This window comes from Kribbella sp. CA-247076 (genome assembly GCF_050942445.1).
In the GTDB taxonomy this organism is placed as follows: Bacteria; Actinomycetota; Actinomycetes; order Propionibacteriales; family Kribbellaceae; genus Kribbella.
On sequence record NZ_CP192051.1, the window covers coordinates 1,136,879 to 1,153,625 of the forward strand.

14 protein-coding genes are annotated in these 16,747 nt (G+C 65.8%); 10 read left to right on the top strand and 4 right to left on the bottom strand.

Annotated elements, in window-relative coordinates; genetic code table 11:
- Nucleotides 1-310 precede the first annotated feature (310 nt).
- From ACQPYZ_RS05400 to ACQPYZ_RS05415, 4 genes are read left to right on the top strand one after another with little or no spacing between them, the layout of a single operon-like run.
- Nucleotides 311-1,876, top strand: a complete 1,566-nt coding sequence (locus ACQPYZ_RS05400) for an alpha-amylase family glycosyl hydrolase (RefSeq protein WP_433165853.1) — start codon at nt 311-313, stop codon at nt 1,874-1,876.
- A gap of 22 nt (nt 1,877-1,898) precedes the next feature.
- Entirely contained in the window at nt 1,899-2,696 is a 798-nt protein-coding gene (locus ACQPYZ_RS05405; protein ID WP_433165855.1) for an META domain-containing protein, read from the top strand.
- A gap of 10 nt (nt 2,697-2,706) precedes the next feature.
- Nucleotides 2,707-3,609: a GIY-YIG nuclease family protein gene (locus ACQPYZ_RS05410; RefSeq protein WP_433165857.1), complete on the top strand. Its 903-nt coding sequence runs from the start codon at nt 2,707-2,709 to the stop codon at nt 3,607-3,609.
- Nucleotides 3,610-3,636: 27 nt separating this feature from the next.
- Nucleotides 3,637-4,230: a SecDF P1 head subdomain-containing protein gene (locus ACQPYZ_RS05415; RefSeq protein WP_433165859.1), complete on the top strand. Its 594-nt coding sequence runs from the start codon at nt 3,637-3,639 to the stop codon at nt 4,228-4,230.
- On the opposite strand, the gene ACQPYZ_RS05420 is transcribed toward ACQPYZ_RS05415, so the two are convergent.
- Nucleotides 4,227-4,628, bottom strand: coding sequence for a VOC family protein (locus ACQPYZ_RS05420; RefSeq protein ID WP_433165861.1), 402 nt, complete (start codon nt 4,626-4,628; stop codon nt 4,227-4,229). The two genes, ACQPYZ_RS05415 and ACQPYZ_RS05420, sit on opposite strands and share 4 nt — an antisense overlap.
- 4 nt (nt 4,629-4,632) lie before the next feature.
- Nucleotides 4,633-7,008: an ATP-binding protein gene (locus ACQPYZ_RS05425; protein WP_433165863.1), complete on the bottom strand. Its 2,376-nt coding sequence runs from the start codon at nt 7,006-7,008 to the stop codon at nt 4,633-4,635.
- A 93-nt stretch (nt 7,009-7,101) separates the two neighbouring features.
- On the opposite strand from ACQPYZ_RS05425, the gene ACQPYZ_RS05430 reads away from it, so the two are divergent.
- The 4 genes from ACQPYZ_RS05430 (at nt 7,102) to ACQPYZ_RS05445 (ending at nt 10,027) form a co-directional block, all read left to right on the top strand.
- Nucleotides 7,102-7,575 (top strand): GNAT family N-acetyltransferase, encoded by a 474-nt coding sequence (locus ACQPYZ_RS05430; RefSeq protein ID WP_433165865.1) that lies wholly within the window; start codon nt 7,102-7,104, stop codon nt 7,573-7,575.
- Nucleotides 7,572-8,243, top strand: coding sequence for a hypothetical protein (locus ACQPYZ_RS05435; protein WP_433165867.1), 672 nt, complete (start codon nt 7,572-7,574; stop codon nt 8,241-8,243). Before ACQPYZ_RS05430 ends, ACQPYZ_RS05435 begins: the two co-directional genes overlap by 4 nt.
- Nucleotides 8,244-8,404: 161 nt before the next feature.
- Complete coding sequence (locus ACQPYZ_RS05440) at nt 8,405-9,379, top strand: DUF4268 domain-containing protein (RefSeq protein WP_433165870.1); 975 nt, start codon at nt 8,405-8,407, stop codon at nt 9,377-9,379.
- A gap of 300 nt (nt 9,380-9,679) precedes the next feature.
- Nucleotides 9,680-10,027, top strand: coding sequence for a nucleotide pyrophosphohydrolase (locus ACQPYZ_RS05445; protein ID WP_433165872.1), 348 nt, complete (start codon nt 9,680-9,682; stop codon nt 10,025-10,027).
- A 19-nt stretch (nt 10,028-10,046) separates the two neighbouring features.
- Here ACQPYZ_RS05445 and ACQPYZ_RS05450 read toward each other — a convergent pair whose 3' ends face one another.
- Complete coding sequence (locus ACQPYZ_RS05450) at nt 10,047-10,490, bottom strand: NUDIX hydrolase (RefSeq protein ID WP_433165875.1); 444 nt, start codon at nt 10,488-10,490, stop codon at nt 10,047-10,049.
- Between the two features lie 716 nt (nt 10,491-11,206).
- On the opposite strand from ACQPYZ_RS05450, the gene ACQPYZ_RS05455 reads away from it, so the two are divergent.
- Nucleotides 11,207-12,976: an ATP-dependent nuclease gene (locus ACQPYZ_RS05455; protein ID WP_433165877.1), complete on the top strand. Its 1,770-nt coding sequence runs from the start codon at nt 11,207-11,209 to the stop codon at nt 12,974-12,976.
- Nucleotides 12,977-13,546: 570 nt separating this feature from the next.
- Here ACQPYZ_RS05455 and ACQPYZ_RS05460 read toward each other — a convergent pair.
- On the bottom strand, nt 13,547-14,626 hold the full coding sequence (locus ACQPYZ_RS05460; protein WP_433165879.1) for a hypothetical protein: 1,080 nt from the start codon (nt 14,624-14,626) through the stop codon (nt 13,547-13,549).
- A gap of 299 nt (nt 14,627-14,925) precedes the next feature.
- Here ACQPYZ_RS05460 and ACQPYZ_RS05465 point away from each other — a divergent pair, with 299 nt between their 5' ends.
- Nucleotides 14,926-15,903, top strand: a complete 978-nt coding sequence (locus ACQPYZ_RS05465) for a hypothetical protein (RefSeq protein WP_433165881.1) — start codon at nt 14,926-14,928, stop codon at nt 15,901-15,903.
- Nucleotides 15,904-16,747: the final 844 nt, after the last annotated feature.

A 16,747-nucleotide genomic window follows, 5' to 3' on the forward strand; every position in this document is an offset into this window, starting at 1 on the left:
CCCCCACAGGCAAGCCTCGATCCCGGGCCCCACCCCCGGCAAGATGTCGAGACGCCCGTCAGCATGCGGTACGAATCGACGTCCAGGCAAGAGGCCGTTTGAAACGGTTACCTGGAAGAGTTCTGAGCTCGGCAGACCGTGGTCGCGTGTGTACCGGCCGTTGATGTCGGCGGGTCCGCATGGTGGGTTCCCCGGGACGCTCCCCGAGCGGGCGACTGCGCCTGGACGGTAACCCGGCGACCCGGGGAACCCAACCACAGATCCCATCACACCGACGGGTCACTCGCCAAGTGGATGAGAGGGTGGATCCATGGCTCCTTGGTGGCAGTCCGGCGTCGTCTACCAGATCTACCCGCGTTCATTTGCCGACAGCAACAATGATGGCGTCGGCGACCTGCCCGGGATCACCGGCCGGCTCGCCTACCTGGCCGAGCTCGGCGTCGCCGGGATCTGGCTGTCGCCGTTCTACCCGTCACCGATGGACGACTTCGGGTACGACGTCACCGACCACACCGGCGTGGACCCGGTCTTCGGCACGGTGGCCGACGCCGAGGAGCTGATCGAGACCGCGCACCGGCTCGGGATCCGGGTGATCGTCGACTTCATCCCGAACCACACGTCGTACCTGCACCCGTGGTTCGTCAGGTCGCGCGCCGGCGACGACGACTGGTACTACTGGCGCGATCCGGCGCCGGACGGCGGCCCGCCGAACAACTGGGTGTCCGTCTTCGGCGGACCGGCCTGGACGTTCGACGAGGGCCGCGGGCAGTACTACTACCACGCCTACCTGCCCGAGCAGCCGGATCTGAACTGGCGCAACCCCGAGGTGCGGGCCGCGCAGTACGACGTACTGCGGACGTGGCTCGCGCGCGGGGTGGACGGGTTCCGGATCGACGCGTTCCGCCAGTTGCTCAAGGATCCGCAGTGGCGCGACAACCCGCCGAACCCGTCTTGGCAGCCCGGTGAGGATCCCTACCTGTCGCTGCTGCCGGTCAACTCGACCGACCAGCCGGAGATCGTCGACGTGATCGCCGAGCTCCGCGCCGTACTGGCCGAGGACCCGCGGCCCGAACCGCCGGTGCTGATGGCCGAGCTGTACCTGCCGCTGACCAAACTCATGCGCTACTACGGGGCGAACGGCGCGGGCATCCACCTGCCGACGAACATGCACCTGATCTCGACGCCGTGGACGCCGGAGCGGATCGCCGCGCTCGCCGACGAGTACGAAGGCCTGCTGCCGACCGGAGCGTGGCCGAACTGGGTGGCGGGCAACCACGACCGCAGCCGCCTCGCCAGCCGGATCGGGCCTGACCAGGCGCGCGTGGCCGCGGTCCTGCTGCTCACTCTTCGCGGTACTCCGACGCTCTACTACGGCGACGAGCTCGGCATGCTCGACATCCCCGTCGACGCGCCGCAGGTGCGCGACCCGCTCACGCTCAGGTTGCCAGGGCTCGCGGTCGGCAGGGACCCCGAACGTACGCCGATGCGCTGGACGCCGGCCGCGCACGGCGGATTCTGCCTCGACACGGTGACGCCGTGGCTGCCGATGCAGCCACACCCTGCTGGTGTCGACGTCGAGACTCAGCTTGGGTCGCCGACCTCGATGCTCGGTCTCTACCGAGCGTTGCTGCGGTTGAGGCGGACCTCAGACGCGCTTCTGTCCGGTTCGTATCGAGCGGTGTCGGTGACCGCGGATGTCTTCGTCTACGAGCGCCGGTCGGGTGACTCGGCCTTGCTGATCGCGCTGAACTTCTCCGACCGGTCGCAACCGATCACGCTGCCGCGCGGCGCGTCCGCCGTACTGTCGACGCACGAGCTCCCGGTCGACCTGACGACGTTGCGTCCGAACGAGGGGCTGGTGGCTGCAACGCCCTGAGCTTCGGTCGCGTCCTTGGGGTATGAGGATTCTGGGGCTCTTGGTCGTGGGCGTCGCGTTGACCGCCTGCGGGAACGAGGTGCCGGTCGGTGGGCCGTCGGCAGGTGAGTCGCCGGGTGGTTCGCCGGTCGGGGGGTCTTACCTGTCGGTGCGGGTGACGGAGGACGGCAAGGACAAGCCGTTGGCGCCCGGGAGCCGGCTCCGGCTGGACTTCGGTGACAAGGGTGGGCTGGGGTTCAACGCCGGCTGCAACCAGATGGGCGGCGAGTACACGCTGGACGGCGACACCGTGGTGATGGACGGGTACGGCGGCACCGAGATGAGCTGCGGACCCGCCAAGGACGCGCAGGAGAAGTGGCTCGGCGAATTCCTGACCCAGCGGCCGGTCATGACTTTGCGGGGCGACGTGCTGACGTTGACCCACGGCAGTACGACGATCGAGCTGAAACCCCGCAAGGTGGTCGAACCCGACCTGCCCCTGGACGGAACCACGTGGACCGTCGAGGGCCTGGTATCGAAGGGTGATCTCGTCGAGCACTTCGGTGCCGTGCCTCCGGCGTACCTCACGGTCGATGGCGGCCGGGTGATCGGGTCGACCGGCTGCAACCAGTTCCACGGAACCGTCGCGCACACCGCATCGACGCTGACGTTCGGAGCGCTCGCGATCACCGACAAGGGGTGCACCGGTGACGCTCGCCGACTGCAGGACGGCGTGCTGGCTCGGCTGAAGGGGCAGCTCAACTACTCCATCGACCACGATCGCCTGGAACTGCGACGGCCCGACGGAGTCGTCGGCCTCGATCTGACCGCGCAGAAGTAACAATGGGCGGGTGACTCCCGCCCGTGCCATGGCTCGCAACCTGCCGGCGGAGTCAGGCGTCTACCGATTCCGCGACGCTGCCGGGAAGGTCCTGTACATCGGCCGCGCGGTGAACCTGCGCCGCCGGGTCCAGTCGTACTGGACCAACCTCGGCGACCGCCCGCGCTTGCGCCGGATGGTCGACCGCATCGACCGGGTCGAGGCCGTCTGGTGCGACTCCGAGCACGAGGCCGCCTGGCTCGAACGCAACCTCCTCGAACACTCCAAGCCGCGCTGGAACCGCACCGAAGGCGGCCAGGAAGTCGTCGGCTACATCCGGTACGACGACCGCTCGCCCCGGCCCGAGCTCCGTTTCACTCACCTGGTGACCGGCCCTGGGCAGCACTTCGGCCCATACCTCGGCGGCCTCCGAATCCGTCAGGCGATCTCGGCCGTCCACCGGGTGCTCCCGCTGACCTACGCAGGCACGGCCGGGGGCACGGCTCGCGAGTTCGCCGCACTCTTCGGCGTCGGCCCGGCCGACCGCTCGGCGCTCGCGCGTACGGCGATCGCCGTTCTGTCCCGTGATCCTTTGGCGGTGTCGGGACTGCTGCGTGAGCTGGAACGCCGCCGTGACCAGGCGGCCGCCGACCTGCGTTTCGAGTTCGCCGCCAAGTTGCAGGACGAGATTGCCGCGCTCAACTGGATCGTCGCGGAACAGAAGGTGTCCTCGCTGGAGCCTGCCGACGTCGAGGTGTGTGGTTGGGCCGATGGCGTCCTCGTCCGCTTCCAGATCCGCGCCGGCCGCCTCTGCACCTGGACCCTACGCCCCGCCGACGGTCCCACCGCGGCGGTCAGCGCAACCCCACCAGCCTGGCACCGCTTCGCTCACCGCAACGCCGAACTAGCCGCCCGCCTGCTACACGCGCGGTGACTTCCTCGCCACATAGCATCAGCTGTCATGGCCCAGCAGAGCCCTCCGCCGTACTACGGCATGCAGCCCGCCCCGCCCAAGCGCAACCGCGGTCCGCTGATCCTGGCCGGCGTACTCGTGCTCGTGCTGATCGCCGTACTCACCGTCGGCGGCGTGCTCCTCTACCAGCGCCAGGACCAGCCCGCGTCGACGCCACCCGCCACGAAGCCGTCAACGCCGGACGCAGTCGAGTTCCGCCGAGTCCTCAAGACCGAGCCCGGCCAGTGCCCCTCACCCGCCTCCGACACTGTCGTCTGTGACGCAGCCGGCATCCGCTACACGGTCGGCAAGGTCGAACTCGACGGCACCCACGTCACCGAGGTCAAAGCCGCCCAGAACGAAGGCGACCCCACCTGGCACGTCATGCTGAACCTCGACTCGGAAGGCGCGGAGACGTTCGGCCGCCTCACCCGCGAGCTGTCCACTCAGAACCCACCGCTCAACCAACTCGCGATCGTCGTCCGCGGCCAGGTCGCCGCCGCGCCCACCGTCCAGTCCGCCATCCCCGGCGGCCAGGTCCAGATCAGCAGCAACTACACCAAGAAGACCGCCGAAGACCTGGCCCACCAAATCACCGGCTAACCGCCGGGGAAGAGGCAGAACGGGTGGCCGGCCGGGTCGAGCATGACCCGGTTGTACTCGCGCGGCTGCACCTCCGCCAACCGCGCCCCGGCCTCAACCGCCCGCGCCGCAGCCTCGTCGACGTCCTCCACCGGAATGTCGAGATGCGTCTGGATCTGCTGCTCACCCGCCACCGACGGACACACCGGCGGCACGTAGTCCCGCTCGAGCTCCACGTTGATCGTCCGCAACCCCGGCGTACCCTCCGGCGCCTGCACCTGCGCCCACCCGATCTCCGGCGGCGCCCCACCCGGCGGCGGCCCGTCCTTCGCCGTCACCTCCCACCCCAGAAACCGCGCATAAAACTCTGCCAGCACCCCAGGATCAGGCGCCCCAACAGTCACACTCGACACCCACACCGCCCTACTCCTTCCCAAGCTCCGCCACCGCGGTCGGGTCCAGCGACCGGCCGGCCGCGTCGGCCTCGGCGTACGCCGCCTCGCCGAGAGCGGTCCGGGCGGCTCGCAGAGCCGAATCGCGGAGGCTTTCGTCAGGTAGGTAGTAAGCGTAGACGTCCGCACCGACAGTCTCGCGCAGGCCGGCAGCCGCCCCCAGCAGCATCGCGACCCGAACGTGGTTGCCCTCCTTCGACTCGATGACCGCCAAGGTCTCCACGAAGTACGCAAGATTCGCCAGATCACGAGTCTCCCGCGACAACGCGATCCCCTCGTCCACGCGCCGCCTGGCCAACGGATAGTCCCCGAGCGCGAGCGCAGCCTGCGAAAGGTTGTACAAGGCAACGTACGTCGCCAGCCGATCACCCCGCCCCCTCGCGAGCTCCAGCCCCCGTTCGATCTCGGGTACGGCGACCGCCGGCGCGCCCCGCAGCAGCTGCACCGTCCCGAGCCACACGTGCACCAGCGAAGCCATCCAGGTCGAGCTGTGCACGAACGTGAGCGACACGCGGAATCGGTCCTCGGCGGTCTCGAGATCCCCGTTCGCGAGCGCGGCCAGCCCGGTGCCCGCGATCGCCTTGCTGCGGACCTCGCGATCGTTCTGTTCCATGGCGGCAAGATCCGCCTCGGCCCAGTACGTCGCCGCCGCCGTGTGGTCGCCGGCGGCGTACGCCATCGTCGCAGCCGCCAGGTTGACCCGGCTGCGCTCCCAGGCCGGCAGCTCGTTCTCGAGGCACGACTCGGCGAGCCGGCGGCCGATGGTGAACTGGCCGCGCATCCACCAGAACAGCCACATATACCAGGTGATCCGGGCTGCGATGGGCCCGTCGCCGACGTCGAGCGAGCGTTCGACGGCGACCAGGATGTTCGCCTCCTCTTCCTCGATCCGCTCCAACCAGACGACTTGGTCGTCGCGCTCATAGCCGGCCGCCGCCTGCTTGGCGAGGTCCTCGTAGATCCGCGCGTGCGCCCGGCCGATCCGCGCCGCCCGATCGCCGACGAGCAGGCTGCGCGCGTACTGCGCGACCGGCTCGAGCATCTCGAGCCGGTCGCCGCGGACCCGGATCAGCGAATGCTCCGCCAGCTCCTGCAGGATCCCGAGAACGTTGCCTGAGGCAATCTCACCTCCGTCCTCCGCCACCGCTTCGACCGTCTCCAGCGTCGCGCCGCCCCGGAACGCTCCCATCAGCGTGAAGAGCCGCTGCTGGTCAGGCCCGAGCAGGCGGTAGCTCCAGTCGAGCGTCGCCCGCATGGTCCGCTGCCGCTCCGGCAAGTCACGCGCGCCGACTGCCCGGCTCGCGGTGTCCAGCCTCTCGAGGAGTGCCTTGGGGGAGAGCAGCCGCAGCTGGGCGACCGCCAGCTCGATTGCCAGCGGCAGTCCCGCGAGCCGATGACACAGCTCGGCGTACGCCGGTACGTCGTCGCTTGCCGGCCGCTGACCAACCGCCAGCGCGCGGTCCAGTGCGAGCGCACCGGCGGGGTAGGCGCGGAGCTGGTCGACGGTCGTGGAGCCGCGTGGCGGGAGGTCGAGCGGCTCGACGACGTACTCGTGCTCGCCTCTGACCCTCAGCGGTGAACGACTCGACACGAGCACAGTGAGCTGCTTGCACAGCGCGACGAGCTCCCCGGTCTGCGCCGCGGCACTCAACAGATGCTCGAAGTTGTCGAGCACAAGCAGCAACCGGGCGTCGCTCAGCTGCTCGACCAGCAGATCAAAGGCCCTCGGCGAGTCGACCCCCGCAAGTCCCAGCGCCCGCCCCACCGTAACCATCAACGCCGACGCATCAGCCAACGGCGCCAGCGACACCTGCACAACCCCGTCCGGGAAGTCCGGCGCCAACTCGTCCGCCACCGCCGCAGCCAACCGAGTCTTCCCTACCCCACCCGGCCCCGTCAGCGTCACCAACCGAGCCCCCGCCCGAACCACCCCACGAACGGCCGCAACATCCCCGTCCCGCCCAACCAACCCAGTAGCCGGCACGATCACTCGACCACGCGGTCCGCCGACGGCCTGCCTGTGCGATCCGCGTGTGGGCTGCTCGTCCGACGCTCGTACTGCCTCACCGCCTGGTCCTGGCGCCGGCTCGGCGTGCTGGCGTCGCCTGTCGCCGGACGGGTTGCGGCGCGGGACCGCAGCGATCAGCGCCGCCCGGTCACCCGCGGAGATCGCGAGTGCATCCGCCAACGCCCTGACCGTGTGCGGATACGGCCGCGTCCGCGCTCCCCGCTCCAGCGAACTGATCGCGTGCGGCGTCACCCCGGCCCGCTCCGCGAGCTCCTGCTGAGTCAGCCCTGCCTGCTCCCGGTACGACCGCAGCAGCTCCCCGAAATCGGCCCCAGTCATGTAGTCCCCCCGCGGCTGTGCGCGTACAACTGTGCGAGCAGTGTACGAGTCCTGCCCGTGGTCTGTGTCGAACCAGATCGCGAAGCTGATGGCATGACAACAACCGCCTGGCTCCCGGCCGACTGGAACCACCCGCTCCGGGTACAGCTGACCACCGGCCACCACCTCCGCCCGATCCGCGCGACCGACGTCGACCTGGACATGAAGGCGGTGATGGGCTCACAGGAGCGGCTCTGGGCCCTGTACGGCGAGTCGTGGGGGTGGCCGCCGGCAACGATGACCGCCGAACAGGACCGCGAGGACCTGGCCCGCCACGAGGCCGAGATCGACCGCCACGAGTCGTTCAACTACGCCCTCTTCGACCCCGGCGAGACCGAGCTCCTCGGGTGCGTCTACATCGACCCGCCGATCCACGCGGGCACCGACGCCGAGATCTCGTGGTGGGTCGTCGACTGGCTCGCCGGCGGCCCGATCGAGGCCGCTCTCGACGACCTCGTACCTCGCTGGATCGCCACCGACTGGCCACTCACCAACCCGCACTACACACACCAGGGGGACCCGCAATGACCGCGACACTCACCACCACCGGCACCACGACGACCCGTCCTTCACAGGGGAAGGGATGGGTCCTCGCCGGCATCGGCGCCGGCCTGGCCGGCATCGCCACCGTCGTCACCTCGAGCCTCGCCAACGCCGTGTACGACGAGACGCTCGCGGGCAACGCGGCCGGCATCACGGACCGCCTGGCCGAGCAGACCGCCCAGATCCTCGCGATGCACACCGCCGCGATGCTCTCCGCCGTACTCCTCGTCGTCTTCGCCGCCGGCCTCCACCGCTACCTTCGTACGACGACCGGTGACGCCAGCCTCCTCCCACAGGTAGCGTCCTCCGGCCTGCTCCTGGTCTCGGTCGCGCTGCTGATGGGCTCCGCCCTGACCACCGAGTTCGTCTTCGGAGTCCAGGACCCAGACCTGCTGGTCCCCGAGACCGCCGCCTTCTTCGGCCACTGGATCGGCACCGTCCCCTGGCTCTGGGCCGGCACCGGCCTCACCGCCCTCGCCCTCGGCCTCGCCGGCCGCAAACACCACCCCATCCCCACCTGGCTCACCTGGACCAGCCTCACCCTCGGCGCCCTGACCCTCTTCCTGGCCATCAGCCCAGCCCAATACATGTCCGGCATGACCGGCCCCCTCTGGCTGACCATCACCGCCCTCGGCCTCCTGAAGAAGACCTGACCCCACGCCGCGCCCCGACGGACCCCCGCCGGGGCGCGCAGGTGCGCCCAACGCCCGTCCACCAGCACGGCACATGCCAGACATCGATGCCTCCACCTGCATTAGCCGACACCATGCCCGGAGCGTCTACCTGACGGGCTTCGAGATGGCAGGGTGGGGGCATGTCCGATGGCTCCCTGCCCGTCCTCGGCCGGCTGACTCGCGTACCCCCTCGCGACGTCTGGCCGCACGAGGCCCACAGCTTCACACCGTGGCTGCTCAGCAACGTCGACGTACTCAGCGATCTGCTCGGGATGGATCTCGTACTCGAGGTGGCAGAGCACCCGGTCGGCGGATTCAGCCTGGACCTCATGGGCCGCGACGAAACCACCGGCGAGGTCGTGATCGTCGAGAATCAACTCGAAACGTCCGATCACGGTCACCTCGGCCAGATCCTCACGTACGCCGCGGGGACCGACCCCACCACGATCGTCTGGGTCGCCGCCTCGTTCCGACCCGAACACCGAGCAGCCATCGACTGGCTGAACACCCGTACCGATGAGAACACGCGATTCTTCGGCGTCGTACGGATCGGCGAGTCCGAACCTGCGCCGTCGTTCCGGCTCGTCGCGCAACCCAACGATTGGGAGAAGTCTGTTCGGGCCGCCACCAATCAAGGCGAGGCAACCGGCAGGCAGCTCCTGTACCGCGCCTTCTGGACCCGTTGGATCGAGCTCCTCCAGGCCGAGCGTCCAGGCTGGTCCCGGGCAAGGAGCGCACCACGAGACTCGTGGTTCACCATGACGGCCGGCACCCCCGGCGCCACCCACTTCACAACCTTCACCAGGCGCGGCCTCTCCAGCGAACTGGTCTTCGACTCACCCGACGCCGACCTCAACCTCGCCCGCTTCCGAGCCCTCAAAGCCCACCAGCCGAAGCTCGAACAGGCCTACGGCCAACCCCTCGACTGGCAAGACCTGCCCGACCGCAAATCCACCCGAGTCGCCGACTACCTCCCCGACGCCGACATCACCACCGAAGACCACTGGCCCCAGTACCTCACCTGGCTCCTGGACCGCCAAACCCGCCTCCGAACCGCCCTCACAGCCATCGGCGGCATCCCCTCGATCGACCACGGCTCCCTGCGCGACCACTGACACCTGAGCCGCACGCACGTCGGCACGGCTTCCCGAGATCAACGGTCTCTCTGGATGACCAGTCGTGCAGGTAAGCCGCACCCGCGACGGCATCCGGTTGGCCGTAGTTCGATGACGACGTACGACGGTCCGCCCGTCCGCGGATGCCGACCGGCGAGCACGACGTCGGCACGCTTCGACGTCAACGGAAGGTGGTGCTCGATGAGCACTTCGACCTTGCCGAGACCGGCCTGCTGTTCCACACTGGGCGCCGGGCAGCTCCGGAACGCTCGTGGCCAGGATCCGTGTCATGCTCGCGGCGTGTCTGATCTGATCGAGCTGCGAGACCGCATCCGCGTCTTCACCGAGGAACGCGACTGGGGACAGTTCCACGACCCGAAGTCCCTGATCCTCGCTCTGGTCGGCGAGGTCGGCGAACTGGCCGAGCTCTTCCAGTGGCTCCCCGCCGACGCCGCCGCAGACCGGGCCCGCGAAGGCCACCTCCACGACCGCGCCGCCGAGGAGCTGGCCGACGTACTCATCTACCTGGTACGCCTTGCCGACGTACTCGACATCGACCTCGGACAGGCGTCCCTACGCAAGCTGCGCGGCTCCTCGACCCGCTTCCCCGCCGACCAGTTCCAGGGCCAGGCCCCAGACAAGACCTGAACCCCCCTCGGGATTGACGTCAGGCGCGGAACGCGAGCACATGGAGAAGGCCGACGAGAGACGCCGCACCGATGATCTCGCCGGTCTCGATCCGCGTACGAATCGAGTCGAGTGGCAGCCACTCGATGCGTTCCGCTTCGTTGATGTCCTCCGGCTCACCGAGGTAATCGGCGCCGTACGACACGAACAGCAGGTTCTCGGCGTCCGTCGTACCCACCGAAGGCTGCAGGGACACCAACGGCTCTATGTTCCGCGGCCGCCAGCCGGTCTCCTCCTCGACCTCACGAGCCGCCGTCACGGCCGGCTCCTCGCCGGGGTCGACGTACCCGCCTGGCAGCTCCCAGACCCACCGATCGACGATGAACCGGTGCCGCCACATCATCAACACGTTCTCTTGTGCGTCGTCGAGCACCACCATCATCGCGGCCTTCGGCATCCGCAGCACGTACTGCTCGAACCGCACACCATCAGGCAACTCAACCGAAGCGATGCTCAACCGCAATCGACGAGTGTCATCGACCAACCGCTCCCCATGAACCTTCCACAGCGTCGCCCCCTGACCGTCATCCGCCGTCACAACACGACCCTACTCAGCCCCTCGGCCGACCCCTCAGGCCCACAACCCAAACACAGACAACCGGACCCGAAACAGGGTCCGGTCTGTCCGGGATCACTTCAGAGATCACAGAGAGCCGGTGAGGGGACTCGAACCCTAACCACCGCTTTCTACGCAGTCACTTCCTGTAGTTGCGCGTTGATGCTCAGATCCCTTGAGGCACAGGGATGCTGGCCATCGGCCCACCTCCTTGCCTGGTGGCTCCGAGCATCGATTCGCATTGAATCCCGTGGGATAAACCATGGCGTCGTCGCCGGTGGTCGCCGTACCGCCAACAAGGAAGTCCGGCCTGGCCGTTGGCTGGCAGATCCAGCAGAGAGGATTAAGTTCGACCTGTCACGGTCCGGAGCGACCCGCGGGGGTATGCGTCGCCTTGGCCACCTTTAAGAGCAATCTGTCCGAACCAGACCGAATCAGAGCGAACTGCAAGCGGAGTCGCAACCATGTGGTGTCCGTGCCTGGGCTAGCCGAACCGGCGTCCGCCAGGCTCGCTGGCGTGCGAAACGGAGACTCAAAGCGGTAGGGAGCACTTGCGAGCGAGGCACACGTCTAGAATGTTCATCGTGACAACTCCCTTTCGAGTGACAAGTTTGACTTTCAACAGTGGTGTCTCCGTGGACACGTCGCAGGCCGATATCGTCGTCATCGTTGGGCCAAATAATGTTGGCAAGTCGAGGGCGCTCCTCGAAATGAGTCAATCGCTCTCCTTGCATCCGGGAGTTCAGCCTCATCCAGGCAGCTTCTATGTGCTTCAGGATCTAGAAATCGAACGTTTCATGGATGCAGATGGTGTCCAATCCTGGTTGGCTGAGCGTCGCTACACCTTCTTCGAAGGCAATGATCCCCAACAGCGAATTCGCACGGCTAACGCAGGAGAATTCTACCTGAATCAGGTTGCAGGAAATTGGGATACTCCAGATAGTCGATTAGCAGCCTTGGCGCCGCATCTCGTCCGCGGCCTGTGGTGCGGTGAGCGCTTGCAGTATCTTGCCTCACCATCGCGGCTCGACATCGGTGCCCATCCCGAGCATCCGGTGCATTGGCTGATTCGCGACAATGCCTTGATGGAGTCATTTCGAGAAGCATTCTGGTCGGCGTTTGGAATGCATATCGTGGTGGATGCATGGGGCAGTAATTACCGTCTACGCCTGAGTCCCGATGAGGTGCAAGATGATTTTGCCGCATCAACAGCGGATGGTTTGCCGGCGCCGTCCCTTGTCGAGCGCCTGGCGGCCTTGTCGCTTATCGAGGAGCAAAGTGACGGCGTGCGGAGCTTCGCCGGCATCCTCCTGACCTTGCTGACAGCCCAGTTCCCGCTCGTTCTCCTGGATGAGCCGGAAGCCTTCTTGCATCCGCCTCAAGCGCGCCTTTTAGGTCGGAACCTCTCCGAACTGCAACGCGACGGACAGTTGTTCGTGGCAACGCACAGCCTTGATGTTCTCTTGGGATTGATAGAATCAAAGCCCGAGAGGGTTTTGATTCTTCGACTTACTCGCGAGTCGGGACTGACGACGTGTCGAACTTTGCCACCTGACGACCTCGCCAGGCTTTGGAAAGACCCGCTTCTTCGATTCTCCCGCTCGTTGGATGGGCTCTTCCATGACGGCGTCGTTGTGTGTGAAGGAGACACTGATTCACAGTTCTACAGTGCAGTGTCGGAGCTTGAGGGGCCAAATGGAATTACTGGTGGACGGCATGTCATGTTCACCTACGCTGGCAGCAAGGCTCGGATTCCGCTAATAGCCAATGCTCTCCGTGCGCTCGGGGTGCCTGTCCGAGTTGTCGTCGACTTCGACGCTATAAATGATGCGACTACTCTCGCATCACTTGTCAGCAGTGTGGGCGGCGAATACACCGATGACATGGAGGCCGGCCGTCGCCTGGTTGACACTAATCTTCGTGGTAGCGCGCCTCCCCTTAAGAGCGGACCATTACTGGAAGGAATCCGCGGCATCTTGGGTGATGACCCGACACGGGAAGTCACTAGATCTGAGTTGGGCAACGTGCGTCGTGAGCTCGAGCCGGAGACTGGATGGCGAGCCGCGAAACGGAGCGGGAAGGCCGCGGTGCCGCCGGGCGATGCCACGGTTGCACTTGGCAGACTCCTGGACCAACTCAAGGGCCTTGGCATCTTCGTGGTGCCCTACGGCGAGGTCGAGTCCTTTGTGAAGGCGGTGGGCGGCAAAGGCCCGCGCTGGGTAGTAGAGGTCGTGGCTGGCGGTCACCTGGAGACCGCGGCGGAAGCGCAGGCGTTTGTGCGTGAGTTGCTTGGTTCTATGCCTGCTATTCGCGTGTCCAAGCCACCGTCGGGGGAACCTGAGGCGGCGGAGTAGTGGCGAACGATTGACGATTACGTGTCAACCGCACGGGCAGTCCTCCCGCATCGCCCCGATAGCTGCCGACCTTAGGTTCGGTGCGGTGCGGGTCAAGGGTCGGAGATCCCGGAGGGACGCGTAGGCGCCCTTGACGCGCGCCGTGCCGGGCCGTCCCTTTCATAATCGCTAGCGGGGCGATGCGGGGAACCCACGGCCAGGATGGCGGCCTGGGCAAACCCGCGAGGCGGTAGCCGGCCATTCCGGCGTGTGGCGCGCCGGCAGGATGTCGGATCGTTGATGGCGAGTTGTGCTGTCTTCGACTCGGCACCCTTTGGCACGTGCGCGCCAAGCCAAGGGATGCGCCGGAAGCGCAGCGAAGCGGAGCGGGAGGCAGGCGTCCCGCCCTGCGTTGGCGGCGCGCTTTCGGGCCCTGGAGGGGCCCGTCTTGAAGACGTAGAGAAACTTGTCAGGCGACAGGAAGCGGACTCGGTGTCCTCCGTCGACTGATGTGCGACACCCGTCCGCCAGGTGATCTGCGACGGTGCGAAAGCACGGACCGCGGCAGATTCCGGACGAGGGTCGGTTGCATTAGACGCTCGGCGGAACGCACGCGTTCAAGCGGCGCGCTCTTCGGACTCCATAGGCCACCGGCAGCGGGAAGCCCGCGTTGAGCTGCTCGGTGCGAACGACACTGAGCCAGGCCTCGGTGTCGTCCCGCAGGCACCAGTCAGCTTCACGTTCCAATTGGGTGATCGGCGAAGCCCAGGAGTCGAGTTCGCTGCGGCTAAACCAGACTGTCCCCTGGGCGTGCGGGAACAGCCGCGTAACGTCGTCGACGTTGGCCCACACATCTCCGTGAAGGTACGACGCTCCCGATGCGAGGTCACGCTCGACCTGTCGGACTGTCTCAGCGAACGGCGTGAAGGAGTGGCGGCGGATGAAGGTGAATCCGCAGAGGTAGCGGACGCCTGCAGACGTGACTTGGCAGCACACCACTCGCGCGTCACCGTTGGGGATCCGACCGTCCAGCCAGTTCCAGGCGGCCTCAAGCTCGGCCGGCTCCTCGGGGTGCAAGGGGTCGGGCACGCCCGGCTGGCTCATGAGCGGGAACCCGGTCCATTCGCCCCGGGCATCTCTATGGACGATGGCAGGGTTGACGGCCTGGTAGAAGCGCAGAGTGTCCATCATCGTCCTGACGACCTCCCTGCCGAGGAGTGCTGAGTCGTAGCACGCTTTCAAGGCCTGGGTGCGTCTGTTGGTCAGTTGGTTGTGCGCGGCCTGCGGCACCTTGTCCCATACCGCGTAGATCCGGAGGCCGAGCTGACCGCCAATCAGAACGGTGTCGTCGCTCGGACGCACGATGTGTAGAACTTGCTGGGCGACGTTGCGCGCGTACTTGACGCCATCGATCACCTCCAGCGCGGCCGGTGAGGGCGCAGTCCTTTGCACGAACAGAGCTTTGTAGGCCGCGGCGTCCGTCGCCTGGTTCGTGAGCAAGTCGTTTACCACCTGCGCACTCGCCAGGAACCCACGGACGGCGATGCCGAGGTCCCCGCCGCGAGCAGTCTCGGCGTAATACGTTGCGACGGCGACCTGGACGTCTCCCATGGCCTCACGCAGCGGAGGAATCTCGGCGGAAGTCAGCTCAACGAGGTGCACCCGGATCATCCTGCCCTACTCTCGCTGTCACGCTATCGGGCCGAGCCGCGCGGATTCGCCAATGCTGATTTGGCTGCGTGCGTCCAAGTGGGCGGAGTCGTGGGATCAAGTAGGCGAACGCGTCAACCGCCTTGGCTACTGGGGAGTTCGAGGACCGCGTCCGCTCAGTCATCTAGTGCTGCGGCCTCCGCCAAGTGACAACCGACATGGGAGCTTGGGAAGTGACGTCAAGGGAGGCGCGCCATGGGCATCGAGCGTGCCTTCTCGGTTAGATTGTCTGCCTTGAGTGTCACCATTGAGGAGGGGCGTTGAGAAAGACTCGCGTCTCCAGGTTCTTCCTGGGGCTACTAGGTGCTGGTTTGCCACTAATCGTGGGCCTCCTCGGTTTGGTCGCGCTGCTCGTAGACTTGTTCGGCCCGTTTGACCTTCCGAACGACTACGGAGACGAGGTACTGCTCGCCGCAGCGTCGGTGGTGCTGCTGGCGTACTTCGCGCAGCATCAGTTCCAAAAGAGATACGACGAAAGCCATCAAGAGTTACTTGCTCAGATTGAAGTAGTGCTTGGCAAGGTTGACGATCGGCTTGACTTGGTCCGCCAAGTGCCAGCGCGGGCCATCAGGGGACTTCTGAAGGCTCATGTAGAGGGTGCAAAGGAATACCTGTTTCGAGGTGGGTCAGGTAGATGGCTGCGCAGCTTTACATTGCCAGAGCTATCGAAGGCAACGGACAGGGATGTTCGCCTCACGATTGAACTCCTAGATCCACGTGATAAGAGCCTTTGCACTGCCTACGCTGACTATCGGGCGAAGGCGCTCCCGAGCGGTCATGTGCGAGACAATGAAGACGCACGTCTGATTCAACGAGACATCCTGGGATCGATCTACGCTGCTGCGTGGTACTCGGCGAGACGGAGGATGACAGCGAAGGTGATTCTTCTGCGTTCTTTCAGCCCGCTACGCTACGACGTCTCTAGTGAAGGACTTATGATAACGGTTGCGGAGTTGACCCAACCCGGGCTCTATGCCGCGCCTGGTACATGGCTTCACAGCAATATTGTCGATGAACTGCACCAAGCGACCCATGGGCATGTCATTGTGGTGCTACCTGGGCCTAGCGAGAGTCATTTTCCGCATGCAATACAAGCGGTTACGTCGGAGGATGTCCGCAGAACCCTATCCGCCGCAAGGGTCCAAGGCCCAAATGGGGAGTCGCCGCTTCTAAAGCACTTTGCCGCCGAAGCCATGATCGAGTGGGAAAAGGTTGCTGCAGATCATGTTCGAAATTGAGGAGAGGGCGAAGAGCGTCTTACGAGCGGCCATTGATATGATTGATTCGAGCATCCCGCTAACCGATCCAAGATTCGTGATAACTGTACTGAACGCCGCTGCCGAAATAGCGTCAAGCTTTCCCGCAACTCAGCATCCCCTAGGTTTTCTGCACCTCGACCTGTCGACTCTAGCGAACCGGGGAGTCGCAAGACTGCATGTGTGGACGGAAGGCTTCCTTGCTCAAGCCGACCCGTTGGGGCGTCTGCATGATCACACTTGGGAATTGCGAAGTGCGGTTCTGGCGGGTGAGCTGGTCGACCATGTGCTTGCACCAGTACGGGACCCTGAAGGTGAGTACCTCGCTCATGTGATCCACTACGGCAAGGACGGAAACAGTGTTGAATCACTGCCTGGTCAGTGGCGTCTAGATAACTTGCGGGTACGCACGGTTCGGCAAGGCCAGTTGTATGAGTTGGCACCACGACTAGTACATCGAACGGAAGTTTCCGTACTGCCGACGGCAACGCTAGTTGTACCAATAGAGCACGGTGGCCCAGGTCCGAAGGTATTCGCTCCACACCAGATAGTTGACATAGCTGCTGCACCGCGGACTCCAATCGACGCGGCGGTCGCCGAAACTGCGCTGCGGTCCGCAGCCAAATCGGTCGTGGTTTGAGATCGATCCTTCCCAGCGCAGATCGATTGCGCAGGACCGGCCATGTCGTTTGACGAGCGGCTTCACGGCGACTCAGCCTGGTCGAGACGGCACGTGTGCGAGTCGAACCATCGGACGCGAAGAACCTACTAGATCTCTACCGGACACCCCGCACCATCAGGGCTGCCGTTCTCGACCTCGTCACAC